The 20,541-nt window shown below is 54.9% G+C and carries 16 protein-coding genes; 11 read left to right on the plus strand and 5 right to left on the minus strand.

The annotated features are described in order from the left end of the window. Window position 1 precedes the first annotated feature (1 nt). Both ACTJIK_RS09820 and mqnB read right to left on the minus strand, forming a co-directional pair. On the minus strand, window positions 2-799 hold the full coding sequence (locus tag ACTJIK_RS09820; RefSeq protein WP_440646195.1) for a 1,4-dihydroxy-6-naphthoate synthase: 798 nt from the start codon (window positions 797-799) through the stop codon (window positions 2-4). Between the two features lie 55 nt (window positions 800-854). Further along, window positions 855-1,505 (minus strand): futalosine hydrolase, encoded by a 651-nt coding sequence (mqnB, locus tag ACTJIK_RS09825; RefSeq protein WP_440646196.1) that lies wholly within the window; start codon window positions 1,503-1,505, stop codon window positions 855-857. Between the two features lie 60 nt (window positions 1,506-1,565). Between mqnB and ACTJIK_RS09830 the strand changes: the two genes are divergently transcribed. The 4 genes from ACTJIK_RS09830 to ACTJIK_RS09845 all read left to right on the plus strand — a co-directional run bounded on the left by ACTJIK_RS09830 (window position 1,566) and on the right by ACTJIK_RS09845 (window position 4,055). After that, window positions 1,566-1,979, plus strand: coding sequence for a 6-pyruvoyl trahydropterin synthase family protein (locus ACTJIK_RS09830; protein ID WP_346319086.1), 414 nt, complete (start codon window positions 1,566-1,568; stop codon window positions 1,977-1,979). A gap of 15 nt (window positions 1,980-1,994) precedes the next feature. Further along, the gene (gene folE / locus ACTJIK_RS09835) at window positions 1,995-2,600 is read left to right on the plus strand and encodes a GTP cyclohydrolase I FolE (RefSeq protein WP_440646197.1); all 606 of its coding nucleotides are present in this window, start codon (window positions 1,995-1,997) and stop codon (window positions 2,598-2,600) included. A 110-nt stretch (window positions 2,601-2,710) separates the two neighbouring features. Beyond that, window positions 2,711-3,616 (plus strand): ACP S-malonyltransferase, encoded by a 906-nt coding sequence (gene fabD / locus ACTJIK_RS09840; RefSeq protein WP_440646198.1) that lies wholly within the window; start codon window positions 2,711-2,713, stop codon window positions 3,614-3,616. 55 nt (window positions 3,617-3,671) lie between these two features. Then, window positions 3,672-4,055 (plus strand): hypothetical protein, encoded by a 384-nt coding sequence (locus ACTJIK_RS09845; RefSeq protein ID WP_440646199.1) that lies wholly within the window; start codon window positions 3,672-3,674, stop codon window positions 4,053-4,055. A gap of 48 nt (window positions 4,056-4,103) precedes the next feature. Here ACTJIK_RS09845 and ACTJIK_RS09850 read toward each other — a convergent pair whose 3' ends face one another. Both ACTJIK_RS09850 and ACTJIK_RS09855 read right to left on the minus strand, forming a co-directional pair. Further along, window positions 4,104-4,550 (minus strand): N-acetyltransferase family protein, encoded by a 447-nt coding sequence (locus ACTJIK_RS09850; RefSeq protein WP_440646200.1) that lies wholly within the window; start codon window positions 4,548-4,550, stop codon window positions 4,104-4,106. 17 nt (window positions 4,551-4,567) lie between these two features. Beyond that, window positions 4,568-5,788, minus strand: a complete 1,221-nt coding sequence (locus tag ACTJIK_RS09855) for a trans-sulfuration enzyme family protein (protein WP_440646201.1) — start codon at window positions 5,786-5,788, stop codon at window positions 4,568-4,570. Between the two features lie 73 nt (window positions 5,789-5,861). Here ACTJIK_RS09855 and ACTJIK_RS09860 point away from each other — a divergent pair, with 73 nt between their 5' ends. Beyond that, the gene (locus ACTJIK_RS09860; protein WP_440646202.1) at window positions 5,862-6,356 is read left to right on the plus strand and encodes a DinB family protein; all 495 of its coding nucleotides are present in this window, start codon (window positions 5,862-5,864) and stop codon (window positions 6,354-6,356) included. Window positions 6,357-6,379: 23 nt separating this feature from the next. Beyond that, on the plus strand, window positions 6,380-7,075 hold the full coding sequence (locus ACTJIK_RS09865; protein ID WP_440646203.1) for an NUDIX hydrolase: 696 nt from the start codon (window positions 6,380-6,382) through the stop codon (window positions 7,073-7,075). Window positions 7,076-7,222: 147 nt separating this feature from the next. On the opposite strand, the gene ACTJIK_RS09870 is transcribed toward ACTJIK_RS09865, so the two are convergent. Next, a complete protein-coding gene (locus ACTJIK_RS09870) occupies window positions 7,223-8,233 on the minus strand; it encodes a beta-ketoacyl-ACP synthase III (protein ID WP_440646204.1) in 1,011 nt (336 codons plus the stop codon). A gap of 93 nt (window positions 8,234-8,326) precedes the next feature. Here ACTJIK_RS09870 and ruvA point away from each other — a divergent pair, with 93 nt between their 5' ends. The 5 genes from ruvA to ACTJIK_RS09895 all read left to right on the plus strand — a co-directional run bounded on the left by ruvA (window position 8,327) and on the right by ACTJIK_RS09895 (window position 20,396). Continuing rightward, entirely contained in the window at window positions 8,327-8,914 is a 588-nt protein-coding gene (ruvA, locus tag ACTJIK_RS09875) for a Holliday junction branch migration protein RuvA (RefSeq protein ID WP_346319077.1), read from the plus strand. A gap of 159 nt (window positions 8,915-9,073) precedes the next feature. Then, the gene (sprA, locus tag ACTJIK_RS09880; RefSeq protein WP_440646205.1) at window positions 9,074-16,201 is read left to right on the plus strand and encodes a cell surface protein SprA; all 7,128 of its coding nucleotides are present in this window, start codon (window positions 9,074-9,076) and stop codon (window positions 16,199-16,201) included. A 109-nt stretch (window positions 16,202-16,310) separates the two neighbouring features. Then, a complete protein-coding gene (locus tag ACTJIK_RS09885; protein ID WP_440646206.1) occupies window positions 16,311-16,685 on the plus strand; it encodes a hypothetical protein in 375 nt (124 codons plus the stop codon). Between the two features lie 226 nt (window positions 16,686-16,911). Further along, a complete protein-coding gene (locus tag ACTJIK_RS09890; protein WP_440646207.1) occupies window positions 16,912-19,197 on the plus strand; it encodes a TonB-dependent receptor in 2,286 nt (761 codons plus the stop codon). Continuing rightward, the gene (locus ACTJIK_RS09895; RefSeq protein ID WP_440646208.1) at window positions 19,197-20,396 is read left to right on the plus strand and encodes a sialidase family protein; all 1,200 of its coding nucleotides are present in this window, start codon (window positions 19,197-19,199) and stop codon (window positions 20,394-20,396) included. The genes ACTJIK_RS09890 and ACTJIK_RS09895 overlap by 1 nt, the downstream gene beginning before the upstream one ends. The last annotated feature ends 145 nt before the right edge of the window (window positions 20,397-20,541 follow it).

Below are 20,541 nucleotides of genomic sequence, written 5' to 3' on the forward strand. Positions count from 1 at the left end.
ATCAGTCCTGTTGCAGCGCCGCCATTTCCTTCAGCTTCTCCACCGCTTCTTTTCCTTTCGTTCCCAGGTCAAGACTGTACTCATTTACATAAAGATCAATATGCTGACGCATAACGTTCTCGTCCATTTCCTGCGCATGCGCTTTTACATAAGGGGAGAGGGCGGGGTATTTCGTATAGGCGTGCTGTAAGCTCTGATGGATCAGCTGGTCCACTTTAGCGCGGACCTCCGCGGGAATATCTTTCCGGATAAAAATGCCGCCAAGCGGGATAGGCTGGCCGGTTTTGGTTTCCCAGAATTCACCGAGGTCGATCAGCTTTACCAGCCCTTTCTGCTGGTAGGTGAACCGGTTCTCGTGGATGATCACCCCGGCATCTGCTTCCCCGGACAGTACCGCCTGTTCGATATCCGAAAACAGCATTACCCGTTTATTGGCCGCTTCCGGGAAAGCAATGGAAAATAACAGGTTGGCAGTGGTAAAAGCGCCGGGTATCGCGATCTTCATATCCTTGACGCGCTCCAGCGGCACGGCCTCCTTCGCGATCAGCAAGGGCCCGCAGCCACGGCCGAGGGCGCTGCCGCTGTTGAGCAGCTCATATTTATCGGCCACTTTCAGGCCGGCGGCAAAGCTGAGCTTGGTGATATCCAGCTTGCCCTGAACGGCCCACTGGTTGAGGGTTTCTACATCTTCCAGCTGCGTGTCGAACCGGAGGCCGGCGGCATCGATGGCGCCGTTTACCAGGGCGTCAAAAATAAATGTATCGTTCGGGCAGGGTGAAAATCCAAGGCTCAGGTTCATCTGTTGTATTTTTTGACGGTATAAAAGTACGCAATGGCGGGATATCCCTGGTTCCTCAGGCAGTCAATTCAATGATCAGTTCCCGGAGTTTTTCATTTAACTCCTTCACTGCCAGGGGGATATTCCATTTACGCTTGTCCCTTACCTCCACGTAATTGGATACGGCGCGCAGCTGCAGGAAAGGGATGTCGTCCATCAGGCAGGCGTAGTGGAAGGCCGCGCCTTCCATGCTCTCCAGGTCTGGCTGGTACAGTTGTTCCAGCTGCGCGATGGTGGCCGTTTCCCCGCTAACGGTATTGACGGTCACGCCCGTCACCTGCGGCAGCTGTTGCAGGCTTTCGGGGAAGAGCGTCAATGGATTTATTAAATGGTGATGTGTAAACGGGTGCATGTCATGCTGCCAGAGGCCGATCCCGAACAGGTCCGTAAACCGGCCGTGATCTTCCGCGCCCAGGTCGCCAAACACTTCCCGGGCAACAAGGGCCACTTCGCCCAGCGGCCTTTCGTGCCTGAAGCTGCCTGCGATGCCCACCTGGATGGCTATTTCCGGGCGGTTATCAGCAAAACGCCTGCCCAGGGAATAAGCGGTGGCGGCCATGCCGATACCGGTGATGAGCACTTCCACACCGGGAACCTGGGTATCCGCCAGCCAGTTGAGCAACGGCTTTATTTCCGCTTCCGTGGCAGCGGCAACGAGTACTTTCATCCTGCAAAAGTACGGTTCTCATTGAATTGCTTTATTTTTGCAGAAATTTATCAGACTAAGATGATCTATCTGACGCGCGTGGAGCATTTTAATGCGGCACACAAGTTATTCAACCCGCAGTGGAGCAAGGAGCAGAACCTGGAAGTGTTCGGGAAATGCGCCAATGATAACTGGCATGGCCATAATTATGAGCTGCACGTAACCATTAAAGGCGAGCCCGATCCTGAAACCGGGTTCGTATTCAATGCCAAAACCCTTGGCGTGCTTATCAAAGACGTGATCGTGGAGAAGCTTGACCACAAGAACCTCAATATGGACGTGGATTTTATGAAAGACAAATTCACTTCTGCCGAAAATGTTGCGATTGCCATCTGGGAACAACTGGAACAACACCTGCCGGGCACCGTTCAGCTGCATTGCATCAAGCTGCACGAAACTCCCAAGATATACGTGGAGTACTACGGCGGCAAATAATCATAACGCAAAGACATGGCTTACAACAAGGAAGAATCGTACGACGATAAGGTTACAACCGGATTGACCGAACATTACAAGGACGCCATCAGGTTGTTGGGGGAAGATCCGGGGCGGGAAGGATTGCTGAAAACCCCTGAAAGGGTGGCCAAAGCGATGCAATTCCTTACCCAGGGCTACCAGCAGGACGCGAAGGAAATATTGAACAGTGCCAAATTCACCGAAGCGTACAGCGAAATGGTGATCGTGAAAGATATTGAGCTGTATTCCATGTGCGAGCACCATATGCTGCCGTTCTTCGGAAAAGCGCATGTGGCGTATATCCCCAACGGTTATATCACCGGTCTCAGCAAGATCGCGCGCGTGGTGGATATTTTTTCCCGCCGCCTGCAGGTGCAGGAGCGCCTCACGCACCAGATACTGGACGCCATCCAGGAAACGCTGGAGCCGCAGGGCGTGGCCGTGGTGATAGAAGCGCAGCACCTTTGCATGATGATGCGCGGCGTGCAGAAACAGAATTCCGTTACCACCACTTCCGCTTTCAGCGGGCAGTTTGAACATGGCGCCACCCGCGCGGAATTCATGAAACTGATCAGCTCAGACCTCATGTACCGCCGTTAATGGCTTTTTATACAGGATTTTTTTCGATGGTTTAACCCGGCCAAACTTTACATGCCGGGTTAAACCATAATTTTTTATATATATTTGCCACCTGATAATTAATCATATCAATGAAGCACGCTTACGTTTTTCCCGGTCAGGGAGCACAGTTTACCGGAATGGGTAAAAGTTTTTACGACAACGATCCCCGCGCAAAGGAGCTTTTCGAAAAAGCCAACGAGATACTGGGATTTCGTATTTCGGATGTGATGTTTACCGGGTCGGACGAAGACCTGAAACAGACCAAAGTAACGCAGCCCGCTGTGTTCCTGCATTCGGTGATCGGCTTCCTGTGCCTGAACAACCCGAAGCCCGATATGACCGCCGGCCACTCGCTCGGTGAATTCTCTGCCCTCGTGGCCAACGGCGCCATGGCGTTTGAGGACGCGCTGCGCCTGGTGAGCATCCGTGCCAACGCCATGCAGAAAGCCTGCGAGCTGGTGCCTTCCACCATGGCCGTAGTGCTCGGGCTGGACGATGCCAAAGTAGAAGAAGCCTGCGCTGCCATTACCGATGATGTAGTGGTGCCCGCCAATTATAACTGTCCGGGCCAACTGGTGATCTCCGGCACCAAAACCGGCATTGCCCGCGCCATGGAACTGCTGAAGGCAGCCGGCGCTAAAAGGGTGATGGAACTGGCTGTGGGCGGCGCTTTCCACTCCCCGCTGATGGCGCCCGCCCAGGAAGAGCTGAAGGCCGCCATCGAAGCAACCACCTTCAATACACCCAACTGCCCCGTTTACCAGAACGTAGCGGCCAAAGCGGTAACCGATCCCGCAACGATCAAACAGAACCTCATCACCCAGCTCACCGGCGCCGTTCGCTGGACGCAGTGCGTGCAGGCCATGATCGCAGACGGCGCTTCCCGCTTCACGGAAGTAGGGCCCGGTAAAGTATTGCAGGGTCTCATTGCCAAGATCGACAAAACGGCGGTTACAGACGGCATCAGCACAGGCACGGAAGAAGCAGTCAAATAATTTATCATGTAACTATTCCGGCGGGAAACCGTTTCACTGGTATAAAAGAATCGCGATGCGCTGTATATCCTTATCCCTGGCATTTGCAGGGCTGCTGGCCCTGGCGGCTTGCAGCAAAGCCGATAGTGAACCGGAAGAACGATGGCTGGAAACAAGCCAGCGGCAGGAAGTGATCGTGTTCAACGACCTCCTGCCCGAAAAAAATGCCGTGGATGAAAGAAGCTTTTACTTTCAAACCCGCAAGCTGCCGGTGAACTCCGGCCAGGTAAACGAATCAGGCATTTACTTTTACAGGCTGGAGGGAGACAGCCTCATCCTGCGCTCCCGCGACCAAAAATATTATTTCAAAATGGCGGGCGACGGCAAGTCGTTTATCATAGGCCGGTTTTTCCATGACCCGGGCGGGTTGCCGGCAAAACTGGAGTTTGAAAGACAATAAAAAAACGGGGCTCGCCAAATGTGAGCCCCGTTTTTTGTTCCGGGTATACTACAATTCAATGCTCGCATTCCACCACTCCGGGTCGAACTTCGCATTGTATTTTTTGTAGAAATTGATAGCGGGTTCATTCCATTCCAATACCTGCCAAACCATACCTGAGAAGCCTTTTTCTTTCGCTTCTTCCACCAGCCGGTCGAACAGCAGCTTGCCGATGCCTTTGCCGCGGAAGCTCTCCGTTACCACGATATCTTCCAGGAACATGCGGCTGCCTTTCCAGGTGGAATAACGGATGTAATACAGCGCGATGCCTACGATCACCCCGTCTGACTCCGCTACAAACGCCCACCACACCGGGTTCGGGCCGAAGCCGCTTTCTTCGAAATGTTCCATGGTAACGGTTACCTGCTCCGGCGCTTTTTCGTACAATGCCAGCTCGCGCACCAGCTCCATCATGCGCGGGCAATCTTTCCTTTCTGCTTTCCTGATCGTGATCATGTGTCGTTGTTCAATGTTTATTGCAATGCCTGGTCCAGGTCGTTGAGAATATCCGTTACGGACTCGATGCCTACGCTCACGCGGATCAGCCCGTCTGTAATATCATATTTCTCCCGCAGCTCTTTCGGAACGCTGTAATGCGTCATGGAAGCGGGGTGGCAGATGAGCGTGTCGCAGGTGCCGAGCGATACGGCCCGCAGGCACATCTGCAAGCGGTCTATGAAACGTTTACCTGCTTCCAGCCCGCCTTTCAACTCAAAGCTCAGCATGGCGCCCGCATGTTTCATTTGCCGGCTGGCAATCGCGAAGTCTGGATGATCCGTAAGCCCCAGGTAGTTCACCCTCGCCACGGCAGGATGCCCGTCAAGAAAACCGGCTACTTCCATGGCGTTGTGGCAATGCCGTTCCATCCTTACTTCCAGCGTTTTGATGCCCTGTGTGAGCATGAACGCGTCGAAGGGGTTGCTGTTGGCGCCAAGCAGGCGGTGTACTTTTTCTACGGGGCCTTTCATCAGCTCTATGTCCCTGCCCACCAGCACGCCGCCGATGGCGGTGCCGTGGCCGTTCAGGAATTTGGTGGTGCTGTGGAACACGTAGTCTGCCCCGTAAGCAAAAGGCTGCTGCAGGTAAGGTGTGGCGAAAGTATTGTCCACAGCGGATACCAGCTTGTTCTCCTGCGCCATGCCGAGGAGCGCTTCCAGGTCCACACAGCGGAGCGTAGGATTGGCGGGCGTTTCGAGGTACATCATGCGGATGGTGGGATCGGCCTTGATGGCGGCGGCGGTCTTTTCCAGGTCGCGCATGTCCACGATCACCGCTTCTATGCCCAGCGGGGGCAGTATTTTCCGGAACAGTTCCTCCGTTCCGCCGTAGAGCGAATAATGAGAGATCACTTTGTCGCCCGACTTGAGGTGCGACAGGAAGAGGGTAGACAGGGCGCCCATGCCGGAGGCGTGCAGCTTGGCCTTTACCTGCAGCGGGTTACCGTCCGGCCCGGTAAGACCGAATGCTTCCAGCGCGGCGATCTTCTCTTCCGCTTCGCGGAAATTAGGACTGTCCCAGCGGGTGTAGATATACCCGTCCTCTTCCCCCGCAAAGCGGCGCATGCCTTGTTCGGCTGAGTCGTATACGTATGTGGAGGAAGCGTATATAGGCGTGAGGTGGGCGTATCTTGGATCCTGCTCATGGCCTGCATGTACGCAAACAGAGCTGAAACCGGAGAGCGGTGATTGTTTCATTATCGGGCTATTTGATTGTTTTCCTCTTATGAGTATCTTGTTAATGAATTTACCTTGTAAAAATAAGCATTAGATGAAGGAACTCCTACTGCGGCTCGCGATGTATAATGTCTGGGCGAATCAACGGTTGCTGACGGTGCTGAACGGCCTGCCCGAAGAGCAGCTGGACCGGGAACTGGCAAGCAGCTTCCCCACGCTCCGCCGTACAGCTTATCATATGTGGGATGCGGAGGGCATCTGGTGCCAGCGCCTGCAGCTGGCCAGCCCGGTAATTCCGCCATCCAAAGGCTTTGAGGGCCCCTGGCCGGAGTTTGCCCTGCGCTTCAGCCGGCAGAGCGAGCAGTTGAGGGACTTCGTCAAAACGGCTTCCGATGCCAAGCTGGCTCATACCATCGAATACAACAGCCAGGTGAAAGGCATCTGCAAATCCGCCGTGGAAAACGTCCTCCTCATGGCCTTCAACCATTCCACCTACCACCGCGGGCAGCTTGTTACCATGCTGCGGCAGCTGGGGCACACCAGGATCCCCGGAACGGATTTTATAGAATACACCGGCTGGAAAAAATAAAATACCTGTATTTTACGCTTATTATGAGCCCTGACCCTTTTTATGGAAACGTACCCCGGCACCTGGTAGCGGTAGACTGCATCATCTTCGGCTTTGAGGACGGCAAGCTGAAGCTGCTCATCATCAAGCGCAAGGTAGACCCGATGGAAGGCGCCTGGAGCCTCGTGGGCGGCTTTGTGCAGGAAGGTGAAAGTACGGACAGTGCGGCGATCAGGGTACTGCGGCAAACCACCGGCATACAGGATATTTACATGGACCAGCTGCAAAGCTACGGCGATACCGGCCGGGATACCGGCGCGCGGGTAATATCCATCGCGTATTACGCCCTCATCCGCATCAGCGAGCACGACCGCCTGCTGGCCAATGCCCACGGCGCCCACTGGCTGAGCCTGCACCAGATCCCAGAGCTGATATTTGACCATAACAAAATGCTGAACGATGCGCTCACGCGGCTGAGGGATAAAGCGCATTTCCATCCCATAGGGTTCGAGCTGCTGCCGGAGAAATTCACCCTGCCGCAGCTGAGGAACCTATATGAAGAGATCTACCAGCGCCCGCTGGATAAGCGCAATTTCAGGAAAAAGATACTGGCGATGGACATCCTGGAAAAACTGGAAGAAAAAGACAAAAGCACCTCCAAAAAAGGCGCGCACCTTTACCGGTTCGACCGGCCGAAGTACGATGCCCTGACCCAGCATGGGCTGGTGTTTGAGATATGATGAGGGAATTCTCCGCTGTTCCGTTACACTTATGAGTTTGTGCCCCCTTGCTTTCCTGTTCCGTGGAACGGTGCTGTATTGTTTGAACAAAAAAAAGTGTAAGCCGTAAGAGGCCTACACTTTTATATAAGTTGCAGTAAGTTCAGATCAGTTGCCGGAGCCGTTGCCGTTGTAGGCCCACTTCACATAACATGCGCCCCAGGTGAACCCGCCGCCGAAGGCCGCCAGTACCAGGTTATCTCCTTTTTTCAGCTGGTTTTCCCAATCCCACAGGCATAAGGGAATGGTGCCGGCCGTGGTATTGCCATAGCGCTGGATATTGACCATCACTTTTTCGGAAGGCACGCCCATATGGTCTGCCGTGGCGCTGATGATGCGCAGGTTGGCCTGGTGGGGTACCAGCCAGGTGATATCGTCTGCCGTAAGCTGGTTGCGGTCCATGATGCTGCGGGCGGCGTCCGCCATGTTGGCTACGGCGTATTTGAATACCGTTTTGCCTTCCTGGAACACGAAGTGCTCGCGGGCGGCAACAGTTTCGGCAGTGGCGGGCTTTGCAGAGCCGCCGGCTTTCATGTTAAGGAATTCCCTGCCGTGGCCGTCGCTTTTCAGCACGCTGTCCAGCACGCCGAGGCCTTCCGTGTTCGGTTCCAGCAGCACGCCGCCGGCGCCGTCGCCGAAGATGATGCAGGTGGCACGGTCTGTATAGTCGATGATGGAGCTCATTTTGTCGGCCCCGATGATCATTACTTTTTTGTAACGGCCGCTTTCGATGAATTTGGCGCCGGTATCCAGCGCGTAGAGGAAGCCGGAGCAGGCCGCGCTGATATCGAACCCGAAGGCGTTCTTTGCCCCGATCTTATCCGTAACAACATTGGCGGTGGCGGGAAAGACCATGTCCGGCGTAACGGTGGCCACGATCAGCAGGTCTATTTCTTGGGGTGTAATGCCTCTTTTCCGGCAGATGTCCAGCGCAACGGGTACACAAAGCTCGGAAGTGCCCTTACCTTCTCCCTTCAGTATCCTCCTCTCCTTGATGCCGGTCCTGGTGGTGATCCATTCATCTGTCGTTTCTACGAGTTTCTCCAATTCCTGGTTAGTCAGTACATAGTCGGGAACATACCCACCCACCGCCGTAATGGCGGCTGTTATTTTACTCATATTGTTCGGATAAGTTATTTAAATGGGCGTAAAAATACGACTTAAACGAATAATTCTATTTATAAGTTAATTTCGCCGGCAGATAATTCCCATATGATAGCATACCTGAACGGCAAATTAGCCCACAAAACGCCTACCCTCGTGCACCTTGACGTAAACGGGGTAGGGTACGAGGTGCATATCAGCCTCCATACCTGGAGCCAGATCCAGCAACTGGAAACCTGTAAGCTCCTTACTTACGTACATATCAAGGAAGACGCGCACACCATGTTCGGCTTCTTTTCCGACGCGGAAAGGGCCATGTTCCTCCAACTGATCAGCGTTTCCGGGGTAGGCGCCACTACCGCGCGGATGATGCTCAGTTCCCTGCAGCCGGACGACGTGCAAAGGGCCATCCTGATGGAGAACGAAAAAATGCTGGAAGGAGTGAAGGGAATCGGGGCTAAAACCGCTAAGCGCATCATTTTGGAGCTGAAAGACAAAATGAAAAAACACCGGGAAGATATATTACATTTATCAGTAAATACCCACAATACTATACAGGATGATGCGTTAAATGCTTTGGTAACCCTGGGTATAGCCCGCAACATGGCTGAACAGGCAATACAAAGGGTGCTGAAAGCCGAGCCACAATTAAATGAATTGGAGGCACTTATCAAAAAATCCCTTAAAAATCTATAAATTTAAGTCCTTGACCTCTATAAAACCTAAGAACGCTTGGCAAGAAAGAAATATTATGGTGCACTTGCAGTAATAGGTGTTGTATCTTTTATCATTGTTGAATCGGCCGCCAGAAACAGGAACAGTTCGGGATATACCTATAGAAATATAAGCGGAGCCGTGGAGAAGGGGGAAACTGATATCACTAATGTTCCAGATACTACTGCTAAACCGGATACACTGAAGTATCCCATCCGCGACCGGAGGGGCACTTCGGTAACGGACCCCGTGCGTAATGCCATCGACCTGAAAGACCCCTCCAGTATTAAAAAAGATGTTGAATACGACCCCGTCACCAAACAATACATCGTTACCGAAAAAATAGGCAACCAGTTCTACCGCCAGCCCACCGTGATGAGCTTCGGCGAGTTCTACCGCATGCAGGCCGCCCAGAGCGAAAAGGATTACTGGCAGAAAAGGGCCGGCACCATCGGCAACCTCAACCAGCGCGCCGGCGCCCCACAGCTCTATTATGGCGATAAGCTGTTCGACCGAGTATTCGGCGGCACCAAGGTAGACATCAAGCCCCAGGGCAGCCTCGGGCTTACGTTCGGCTACCAGGGCCAGAACGTGAAAAACCCCGTGCTCGTGGAAAGAGCCCGCAAGAACGGCGGCTTCGACTTCGATATAGACATCAACATGAACGTAACGGGCAAGATCGGGGAGAAGCTCAAGCTGATCACCAATTACAACACCCAGTCCACATTCGATTTCGAAAACCAGGTGAAGCTGGAATACACCGGCTACCAGGACGAGATCATCAAAAAAATAGAAGCGGGCAACGTGAGCTTCCCGCTCAGCAGTTCCCTCATTCCCGGGGTGCAATCCCTGTTCGGTATCAAAACCCAGCTGCAGTTCGGCCGTCTTACCATGACCAGCGTGCTCAGCAACCAGAAATCGCAGAAGCAGAACATGGTGCTGCGCGGCGGCAACAGCGTGACGGACTTCGTGCGCCGGGCCGATGAATATGAGGACAACCGGCACTTCCTGCTCAGCCAGTACTTCCGCGATACTTTCAACTACGCCATGGCCACCCTGCCCGTGATCCGCACCCAGGCGTACATCAACCGCATCGAGGTGTGGGTGACCAACAAATCCGGCGCCACAACAGACACGCGCGACATCGTGGGTTTGATGGACATCGGCGAGAACAGGCCTTTTAATCCCAATATCACCAGCTTCACCACTTCGCGCCTGCCCAACAACGGGGCGAACGACCTCTACCAGAACCTCGTGAGCGACCCCGGCGCCCGTAACACCGGCACCGTGGTGAGCCGCCTGCTGGCGCTGGGCCTTCAGCCTGTGCAGGACTTCGAAAAGACCTTCGCGCGGAAGCTGGATTCAACAGACTACATCCTCAACCGCCAGATCGGTTTTATCTCCCTCGTGCAGCAGCTGCAGCCCGATGAGGTGCTGGCCGTGGCTTACGAGTATACCTATAATGGTAAAGTATTCAAGGTGGGGGAATTTTCCCAGGATATACCACCCGACCAGAACAATTCCGCCAACCAGCGCATCCTGTTCCTGAAAATGCTGAAAGCCACCTCCGCGAGGCCGGCCCTGCCTATCTGGGACCTGATGATGAAAAATATTTATTCCACAGACGCCTTCCAGATCAACCGGGCGGATTTCAAGCTGGATGTGTTGTATAAAGACCCGGGTACCGATACCCGCGCCCCCAGCGAAAAACGGTACCTGCCCGATGCGCAGGGCCAGTATGCCGGCGCGCCCATCATTACCCTGCTGAACCTGGACCGTCTCAACAACCAGAACGACCCGCAGCCGGATGGCGTGTTCGACTATGTGGAAGGGTACACCATCTTCCCGCAGAACGGCAAGATCATGTTCCCCGTGCTGGAGCCCTTCGGCCAGGCATTGCGGCCGGTGTTCGGCGGCAATCCCGTGCTGGAGAAGCAGTACATGTACACCACCCTCTACGATTCCATTAAAGTGATCGCCCAGCAGTTCCCCAACCTGAACCGGTACGTGCTGCGCGGCTCCTATAAATCGGCCAACTCTTCCGAGATATCCCTGAACGCACTGAACATCCCGCGGGGGTCCGTGACGGTTACGGCAGGCGGGCAGCAGCTTCGCGAAGATGTGGACTTCATCATCGATTATAACCTCGGCCGCATCAAGATCATCAACGGCGGCGTGCTCAGCTCCGGCGTGCCCATCAACGTACAGTTCGAGAACAACGCGCTGTTTGGCCAGCAGGTGCGCAACTACATGGGCACCCGCCTCGATTATTATGTGAACGACAAGCTGAACCTGGGCGGTACCATCGTGAGAATGAGCGAAAGGCCCTATTACCAGAAAGTGAATTACGGGGACGACCCGATCAAAAATACCGTGGTAGGCCTGGATGCGAACTACATTTCCGAATGGCGCGGCCTTTCCCGCCTGCTGGACAAGCTGCCTAACTACCAGACCCAGCAACCAGCCACCATCAACTTTACCGGCGAGGTGGCGCGGCTGTTCCCCGGGCACAGCAAGCTGGTGAACGAGCCAGGCAGCAAACAGGGCCAGGTAATGATAGACGACTTCGAAGGCGCCCGCAACGGCTACGACCTGAAGTTCCCGGCCACCGCCTGGAGCCTGGCATCCACGCCCCGCGACGCGACCGACGCAAACGGCAGCATTCTCTTCCCCGAAGCCGCCTTCAACGATACGCTGGCTTACGGCAAGAACAGGGCGCTGCTGGCATGGTACATCATCGAACCCACGCTGCAGATCCCGAAATCGCCCAACCTGCCGCCCGGTGTTACAGACGCTTCACAAAGCGACCCGCGCACCAGGCTGATCTATCAAAGGGACGTGTTCCCCAACCGCTCCACCGACTTCGGCCAGAGCCAGCTAAGCACCCTCGACCTTGCTTATTACCCTGAAGAAAAAGGGCCATATAACTTTGAAAGCACTTCCGCCGCCATTACGCCCGAGGGCCGGCTCCGGAACCCGGCTTCCCGCTGGGGCGGCATCATGCGCGCCATAGACAACAGCGACTTCGAAACCGCGAATATCGAATTCATCGAATTCTGGATGCCGGATCCTTTCTTTAATAACCCCGGCAGCGCCGGCGGTTCGCTTTATTTTAACCTGGGCAACGTTTCGGAAGACGTGCTGAAAGATTCCCGCAAGTCTTTCGAGAACGGCCTGCCCGATCCCAACACCGGCCTCAACAAAGTGGATTCCTCCAAATGGGGCCGCGTGCCGAAGTTCCAGCAGCAGATCACCCAGGCGTTCGACAACGATCCCGCCATCCGCCGCTACCAGGACGTTGGTTTCGACGGCCTTGAAAACAACGATGAGAGGAATTTCCGCGCCCAGTACCTGTCGGACCTTGCAGCCGTGTTCGGCCCTTCGTCCGGCGCTTACAGGAATGCGGCGCCCGACCCGTCCAACGACGACTACAGATGGTACCGCGACGCCTCTTACGATGCGAGCAGGACAGATATCCTCGGCCGTTATAAAAAGATCAACGGTCCCGACGGCAACTCGCCTGTTTCCAACGACAACTCGCAGTTCTCCAACGCGGCTACCAACTATCCAGAGTCTGAAGACCTGAACCGCGACAACACCATGAACGAAACGGAAGAATACTTCCAGTACCGCGTGGAGCTGAAGCCGGATATGCAGGTGGGCAGCAATTACGTGGTGGACCGCTTCGTGACGCGCGTAACGCTTCCCAACGGCCAGCAGGCGGACCAGACCTGGTACCAGTTCAAAGTGCCCGTAACACAATACGACCGGAAAGTGGGCAATATCCCCGACTTCAAGAGCATCCGTTTCATGCGCATGTTCCTCACCGGCTTCGAAGACTCCGTGGTATTGCGTTTCGCCAAGCTCGACCTCGTGCGTAACCAATGGCGCCGTTATTTATATGAGCTGAAGCCCGGCGATCCGATCCCCGTGGACCAAAGCACCGTCTTCAATGCTTCCGCCGTGAACATCGAAGAGAACTCCAAGCGCCAGCCTATCCCGTACGTGCTGCCTCCCGGCATCCTGCGGCAGAATACGCTCAGCACCAACAGCACCAACATTTTGCTGAACGAGCAGGCGCTTTCAGCACAGATCTGTAACCTGAAAGACGGCGAGGTAAGGGCCATGTATAAAAACGTGCCGCTGGACCTCCGTCAATATAAACGCCTGCAGATGTTCCTGCACGCGGAAGCAGTAAGCGACCCGCTGTCCCTGAAGGACGGGCAGCTGGAAGCCATCATCCGCGTGGGGAGCGACTTCACCGAAAACTATTACGAATACCGGATTCCGCTGAAAGTAACGCCCTGGAACTCCGCCCGCGATACCGAAATATGGCCCGCTGAAAATGATGTGGACCTGGACCTGGATAAATTCGCGCGCCTGAAACAGACCCGTAACCTGAACGGGGCCAGCCCGCTGGTGCCTTACGAAATACGCGAAGGCGCAAATGTGCTCTCTGTAGTAGGTAACCCCAGCCTGGGAGATGTACGCAACATCATGATCGGCGTGCTGAACCCGAAAGACGACGGCCTGCCCAAGTGCACCGAAGTATGGTTCAATGAGCTCCGCCTCACCGGCCTCGACGAAAAAGGCGGCTACGCCGCGCTGGCAAGGGCGGACATCGGTTTGTCCGACCTCGGTACCCTGACCGTTAGCGGCAACATGCACACCGCGGGTTTCGGGAATATAGACCAACGCGTGAACGACCGCTTCAGGGATAACTTCCTGCAATACGACATCGCCACCAACCTCGACCTCGGCAAATTGCTGCCGAAGAGCGTAGGCGTTACAGTGCCCGTATACGCCGGTTATTCACAGACCACGAGCAATCCCGAGTACGACCCTTACGACCAGGACATTACCCTGAAGGACAAACTCGCCATGGCCCGCGACCGTGAAATGCGCGACTCCATCAAAAGAGATGCGCAGGACTTTACGTCCATCACCAGCCTGAACTTTACCAACGTGCGTAAAATGGCGCTGGATAAAAAGAAGAGCCGCCTCTGGGATATTGAGAACTTCGATGTGAGTTATTCTTATTCACAGATCAACCGCCATAACCCGCAGATCCAGAGCGACGTGCTCACCCGCCACCGCGGCGGCCTGGGCTACAACTTTGCAGGTACGCAGAAATTCATAGAACCGCTCAAGGGCCTGATAAAGAGCAAGAGCCCGTGGCTGGCGCTGCTGCGCGATTTCAACTTCAACTACGTGCCCACGCTTATCAGCTTCAGGGCAGACGTTACGCGGCAGTTCGGCGCCACGCGCATGCGCAATATCGGCGGCGGCGGGTTCCTGCTGCAGGAAACCTATGACAAGTACTTCCGCTTCGACCGGTATTATTCCCTGAAATGGGATCTATCCCGCAACCTGTCTTTCGACTTCAACGCCGTGAACAACTCGCGCATAGACGAACCTGCGGGAAGGATCAACACCGGTGCCAAGAAAGACAGCGTAAGCTCCAATTTCTGGAAAGGCGGCCGCACCACCAATTATTTCCAGAATGCGAACGTGACCTATACATTGCCTACTTCCAAAGTGCCGGCCCTGAGCTGGACGAACGTGGCGCTGAGCTATGCCACGGAGTACCGCTGGATAGGTGCTTCCAGGCTGGCGACCTACCTGGGAAACGCCATTGAGAACTCCAACCAGAAAACGGTGACCGCCGAGCTTAAATTCAACGAGCTGTACAACCGCAGCAAATGGCTGCGGAAGATCAACGCCAACGCTGCATCAGGAGGAGAATACGTGCCGCCGATGATGAACAACACGCCCGCGGCGCAGAACCAGCAAAAGGCCAAGACTGAGGAAGACGACGGCATATCGCCCGTAGTGAAAGGGCTGATGCGTGTTGTGATGGCGTTGAAGCGCGTGAACATCAACTATTCCGAAAACGCGGGCACCCGCATGCCGGGTTACCTGGACAGCACCAAGCTGGTGGGTATGAACTGGCAGTCTATGGCGCCGGGCCTTGCTTTCACGTTCGGTAAGCAGCCGGACAAAGCGTTTATGGACGACTTCGCCAGGCGCGGCCTGCTGAGCCCCGACACGCTTTTCAACATCCAGTTCCAGCAACAATTCACCCAGAAACTGGATATACAGGCGCAGCTGGAGCCCGTGCGCGACCTGCGTATAGACCTGAACCTGACGAAATCCTTCTCCAAAACGCATACAGAACTTTTCAAGGATACCCTCGGCAACGGCGCGTTCAATCACCTGAGCCCTTACGACGCGGGCGGTTTCGAGATCACCTTCATCGCGATCAAAACCATGTGGGGGAAGATCAACACAGAGGACGGCGTTTCGCAGACCTTCAAGAATTTCGAGAGCTTCCGCCAGCGCGTGTCTGAACGTCTCGGCGACCAAAACCCGTACAGTCAGAACCCGAACCTTCCGAAATATGATCCCAAGGATCCGACGTACCGTTATGGTTACGGCCGTTACGCGCAGGATGTGCTGATTCCCGCATTCCTCGCTGCTTACACCGGTACTACGCCCGAAGAAGCACCGCTGTTGAAGAACTATGCAAAAAATGTACGTTCCAATCCGTTCAAAGACATTCTCCCGCGGCCCAACTGGCGCATCAGCTACAACGGTCTCAGCCGCATCAGGCCTTTCACGGATTTCCTGACGAACTTTACGCTCACACACCAGTACACCGGCCTGCTGAGCATGAACTCCTACAATACGGCGCTGGTGTTCTACGATCCGATGATCCTGGGTTATCCCGCATTCAGGGACACGGTGAGCGGCAACTACGTGCCTTACTTCCTGGTGCCGAACCTTACGATCACCGAATCGTTCGTACCCCTGCTGGAAGCGGACATGACCTTTACCAACTCACTGAACCTGCGTGTGGGCTTCCGCAGGAGCCGTACCCTCAGCCTCAGCCTGATCGATTACCAGCTGAGCGAAATGCGCTCCAGCGAGATCACAGTCGGCGGCGGCTACCGCGTGCGGGGCCTGCCCATGCCGATCAAGATCGGGAAAGACGGCGGCAAAAAGCTGGAGAATGATCTGAACTTCAGGCTGGACCTCAGCTTCCGCGACGATAAGACCGTGAACAACAGGCTGGATGCGGACCTTGTGATACCCACCAGCGGCCAGAAAGTGGTGAGCATCGCGCCTTCCATCGACTATGTGGTGAACAACCGCCTCAACATTAAATTCTTCTACGACCGCCGCCAGACCATACCGGTGATATCCACCGCGTACCCGGTTACCAATACGCGCGGCGGTATTACGCTCCGGTTCATGCTGGCGCAATAAACCTTTATAGCAGCAAATGCGGCAGCGGGGAACCCGGTTTACGGGTTCCCCGCTTGTTTTTGATCAAAATGATGGAAATCATTTTGACGGTTCGCGTTAAACTGTACTTTTGAGCCATCTTATGAGGTATCTGTTCGTCATAACCGTTCTTGCAGGGCTGATGTTGCAAACATTCGGCAAGGGCCTGGTATTGGCTGAATTCATGCTCAACCAGGACTACATTGCAAGAGTGCTTTGTATCAACAAGGCCAAACCGAAACTCGCCTGTAACGGCCAATGCCAGCTCATGAAAAAGATGGAGCAGGAAACCAAAAAGGAGCAGAGCGGCAACGCGGTTAAGGACAAATACGAGGTTATTTTCTCCGAAGCCGCGGCCATCTTCACTTTTAAGCCTGCCGTTACAGCAGTGAAACTCTATTCAGCCGGTACCGGCTACATCCCCGCCCGCCCGCTTTACGCGGTGTTTCACCCGCCCCGGGCCTGATCCCCATCAATTCAAACATGCCATGCTTACCCCTGAATGGGTAAAGCTCAACTATGCACAACGTTGCACGGAAATTGTGTTCCCGTATAAATGGGGAAATGGCGGATGCATGCTCTTCTTCAGGCGCAGGCACCCGGTAACAGTTCCGCATGGAGCATAACCGGCTTTCGAATGGAAGCCCGGCAACGTAATGGTGCCCCCATACGTAAACGTTTAAAGCAAATTCATGCATCGCATATCCATCCTTATATGCCTGACGCTTTGCAGCTTTTCAACATTTGCGCAGGAAGCTTTGCAGGGCAGGGTAATTGACGCCCAGACCCGCGAAGCCATTCCCGGCGCAAGTATCCAGGCTGCCAGCGGCGGCTGCCTGTCCGGCCGGCAGGGACAATTTTCCCTGGCAGCCGTAAAAGCGAAAGATTCCATCCGCATATCCATCATTGGTTACACACCCGTTCAGCTGGCCGTGAGCCGGGAACGGAACATGACCATTTACCTCGAACCGCTCACCACCCGCCTGAACGAAGTGATCGTGTCTGCCGGGCGCGACAAACAATACCGTACAGACGCTCCGGTAGCCATCAGCAGTATTTCCACGCAGATGATCCGCGAAACGAAGGCCACCTCGCTGGAACAGGTGCTGAACAAAGTAAGCGGCGTGTATATGGTAGACCTCGGCAACGAGCAGCATACCATGGCCATCCGCCAGCCCATCGGTTACCGCAGCCTTTTTCTTTACCTGGAAGATGGCATTCCCATCCGCACCACCGGCGACTTCAATCACAACGCGCTCATCGAGATCAATATGGCTGCGTTGAAAACGATAGAAGTGATCCGCGGCCCCGCATCTTCCCTTTACGGCAGCGAGGCTGTGGGCGGCGCCGTAAACTTTATCACCGCTTCACCCACGTTGCTGCCCACCGCGCGCATCCAGGCGGAAATGAGCGACCAGGGCTACAAGCGGACTGACTTCACGCTGTCCTCCACCAATGGCAAGCTGGGCCTGCTTGTGGGCGGCTATTATGCAGACCAGCGCAACGGTTACATCGATCACAGCGACTTCCGAAAGCTGGCGCTCACGCTGAAAGGAGTGTACAAGATCAACGACCGCAATACCTGGACGAACGCCGTTTCGTATGTTGACTATAAAACCGATCAGACCGGCGGGGTGGACAGCGCTAATTTTTTCTCCCGCAACTACAAAAGTTTTCACACCTTTTCGTACCGGCTGGTGAAAACATTCCGTGTAAGAAGCACGCTGGAACATAGCTGGAACAGTAGTAACAACACGAGCTTCACCGCTTTTTACCGTAACAACGAAATAGGCCAGAACCCCTTCTACGCCATCAAGACCACGGCCGATCCCCTGAAAGCGAGAGGCGAGATCAACAGCGATCAGTTCAAGAGTTACGGCGTGCTGGTACAGCACAAAAAAGAATTCGAATGGAAGCAGGCCTCCCTCATTGCTGGTGTGAGCGTGGATTACAGCCCTGCTGCTTATTTTGCCGAATACATAGATGTGGACCGTGATGCCGGAGGTTACTTCACCGGTTACACACCCACCGATTCAGTACTAACGGATTACCGCGCGGGTCTGCTGAACACGGCCGCTTACATACAGGCGCAAATGAACCCGCTGGAGCGCCTGAAACTCGTTGGCGCTTTGCGTTTCGACCGGATGGATTACAATTTCGACAATCACCTTCCTCCTTCCGCCTTTACAGGATCGCCGGACGAACGCAATCATTTCAAGGCATGGTCTCCCAAGCTGGGGCTCACTTACGATTTCGGCCGCGACCGCGGGCTGTACGCCAATTACAGCGTGGGGTTTGCCCCGCCCAATATTTCAGAGCTGTACCGCGGCGTGAAAGTGCCCGTGCTGAAGCCCGCCACATACAACAACTACGAAGCCGGCGGCTGGTTTGCTTTTGCGGCGGACAAGGGTTACCTGGATGTGAGCGTTTACCGGATGGATGGCACCAACGAGATCGTGAGCGTAAGGCTGGCGGACAATTCGTCGGAGAACCGCAATGCCGGTAAAACACGCCACAGCGGCGTGGAGTGGAACCTTCGTTACGCGCCTGTTCCTTCATTGCTTTTCCGCACCGGCGGCACTTTTGCCAAACACTCGTTCATCGAGTATGAAGACAAAGGGAAACAATACGGTGGTAACCGCATGAACGGCGCCCCTGAAGTGATCACCAATACGGAGATCACCTACAAGCCTCCGTTTTTCAAAGGTTTCCGTGCAGGCGTGGAATGGCAGCATGTAGGTAAATATTTTATGGACCCTGCCAACACCGAAGAGTACAGCGGCTATGAGTTGCTCAATGCCCGCATCGGGTATGCGCTGGGGGAGTTTGAATGCTGGGTGAACTGCCGGAATATTACGGATGTGATGTACGCTACCACGGTGGACAAGAATGCATTCGGCAAAAGCTACCGCCCCGGCCCGGCCAGGACCTTCAATTTTGGTGTGGCATATACATTCACCTGCAAGCAAAAGAACTGATGAAAAACCTTGTTATCGTATTCATAATATTCCTGGCTGCCTGCCGGGGCGGGCAGTTGGCCGCCAGCGAAGAACGCCCCGTGTCCGACACTACCCGCAATGCATCCTGCACCCACCTTGCCCGCGACGCATCGGGCAGGCTGGTGCTGAGTTGGGTGGAGCAGCAGGCGGGCGAAGAAACCGGCATGCTGTATTACGCTGTTTCGCCGGACGGCGGAAAAACATTTCCCGCCGGAAAGCCCATCCCCACTGCAAAGGGCATCCTGCCGCACGGAGAGAACATGCCGAAGATGATCTTCAGGCCCAACGGCGAAGTGATTGCCATGTACGGCGTACAAAGCAATGATCCCCGGAACAAATACGCCGGCAAAGTGTTCTACACGCTTTCCGCTGACGGCGGCAACACCTGGCAGCCGGCCGTTCCCCTCGTGACGGACACCGCCGGCTACGACCAGCGTTACTTCGATATGGCCGTATTACCTTCCGGCGAAGCCGTGGCCATCTGGCTGGACAACCGGAAGTTCCATCAAAAGGAAGGTTCCACCCTCTACATTGCCACCACAGGCGCCGCGCCGGGTTTTCACCGTGAAAGGCCCGTTGTGCAAACCGTTTGCCAGTGCTGCCGCACGGCGCTTTATGTAGATGCGCAGGGCGGCCTGCACGCGGCTTTCCGCGATATTATCCAGGACACCATCCGCGATATGGTCCACATTTTTTCGAAAGACGGCGGGGAGACCTTCACCCAGCCCGTGCGCATCAGTGCAGACAACTGGGCGATCAACGGCTGCCCTCATACGGGGCCCGCCATGGTACGCAACGCCAACGGCCTGCACTTCGCATGGTTCACCATGGGAAGCGGCGAAGGCGTATTTTATTGCCAAAGCCCGGATAACGGCATCAGCTATACGAAAAAAGAAAGTATCAGCGCATTACCAACCGCCAAACATCCCCAGCTGGCGGTCATGGAAAGGGGAGACCTCGCCCTGGTGTGGGACGAAGCGGCGGATACCAGTGGCAACCGCATCGGCATCCTGCACAAATCGGCGGACGGCCGCACGCTGGAACGCGATTTTCTCACCGCCGCCAACGAGTTTGCTGGATTTCCTGTTGTGGAGCAGACCGGGGAAGGCATATTGGTAGCCTATAAGAAAAGGAGGAACGGGAAAGAGGGGATCTATTACAGAAGGCTGGAGCTATAGGAAGCATAGGCGTTCAAATGCTGCTCAGACTGTTGCATGAATGCAAGCCAACGGCAGAGATCCGGTATCTCAGCCGTATACCTGCCATAGGGTAAAAGCGTTCCCATCATAAGGTAAAAGCGTTCAAATAGTATAGATCCAATTG

Origin of the sequence: Chitinophaga sp. 22620, from assembly GCF_052044405.1 — a bacterium.
Taxonomy (GTDB): domain Bacteria; phylum Bacteroidota; class Bacteroidia; order Chitinophagales; family Chitinophagaceae; genus Chitinophaga.

Excerpts from the sequence above, each read along its gene's own strand:
- ACTJIK_RS09820 (WP_440646195.1), bottom strand. The coding sequence starts at position 799 with ATGAACCTGAGCCTTGGATTTTCACCCTGCCCGAACGATACATTTATT.
- ACTJIK_RS09860 (WP_440646202.1), top strand. The coding sequence starts at position 5,862 with ATGAAGGAACTCCTACTGCGGCTCGCGATGTATAATGTCTGGGCGAAT.
- ACTJIK_RS09870 (WP_440646204.1), bottom strand. The coding sequence starts at position 8,233 with ATGAGTAAAATAACAGCCGCCATTACGGCGGTGGGTGGGTATGTTCCC.
- ACTJIK_RS09895 (WP_440646208.1), top strand. The coding sequence starts at position 19,197 with ATGAAAAACCTTGTTATCGTATTCATAATATTCCTGGCTGCCTGCCGG.
- ACTJIK_RS09845 (WP_440646199.1), top strand. The coding sequence starts at position 3,672 with ATGCGCTGTATATCCTTATCCCTGGCATTTGCAGGGCTGCTGGCCCTG.
- ACTJIK_RS09855 (WP_440646201.1), bottom strand. The coding sequence starts at position 5,788 with ATGAAACAATCACCGCTCTCCGGTTTCAGCTCTGTTTGCGTACATGCA.
- ACTJIK_RS09830 (WP_346319086.1), top strand. The coding sequence starts at position 1,566 with ATGATCTATCTGACGCGCGTGGAGCATTTTAATGCGGCACACAAGTTA.
- ACTJIK_RS09890 (WP_440646207.1), top strand. The coding sequence starts at position 16,912 with ATGCATCGCATATCCATCCTTATATGCCTGACGCTTTGCAGCTTTTCA.
- ruvA (WP_346319077.1), top strand. The coding sequence starts at position 8,327 with ATGATAGCATACCTGAACGGCAAATTAGCCCACAAAACGCCTACCCTC.
- folE (WP_440646197.1), top strand. The coding sequence starts at position 1,995 with ATGGCTTACAACAAGGAAGAATCGTACGACGATAAGGTTACAACCGGA.
- ACTJIK_RS09865 (WP_440646203.1), top strand. The coding sequence starts at position 6,380 with ATGAGCCCTGACCCTTTTTATGGAAACGTACCCCGGCACCTGGTAGCG.
- mqnB (WP_440646196.1), bottom strand. The coding sequence starts at position 1,505 with ATGAAAGTACTCGTTGCCGCTGCCACGGAAGCGGAAATAAAGCCGTTG.
- fabD (WP_440646198.1), top strand. The coding sequence starts at position 2,711 with ATGAAGCACGCTTACGTTTTTCCCGGTCAGGGAGCACAGTTTACCGGA.
- ACTJIK_RS09850 (WP_440646200.1), bottom strand. The coding sequence starts at position 4,550 with ATGATCACGATCAGGAAAGCAGAAAGGAAAGATTGCCCGCGCATGATG.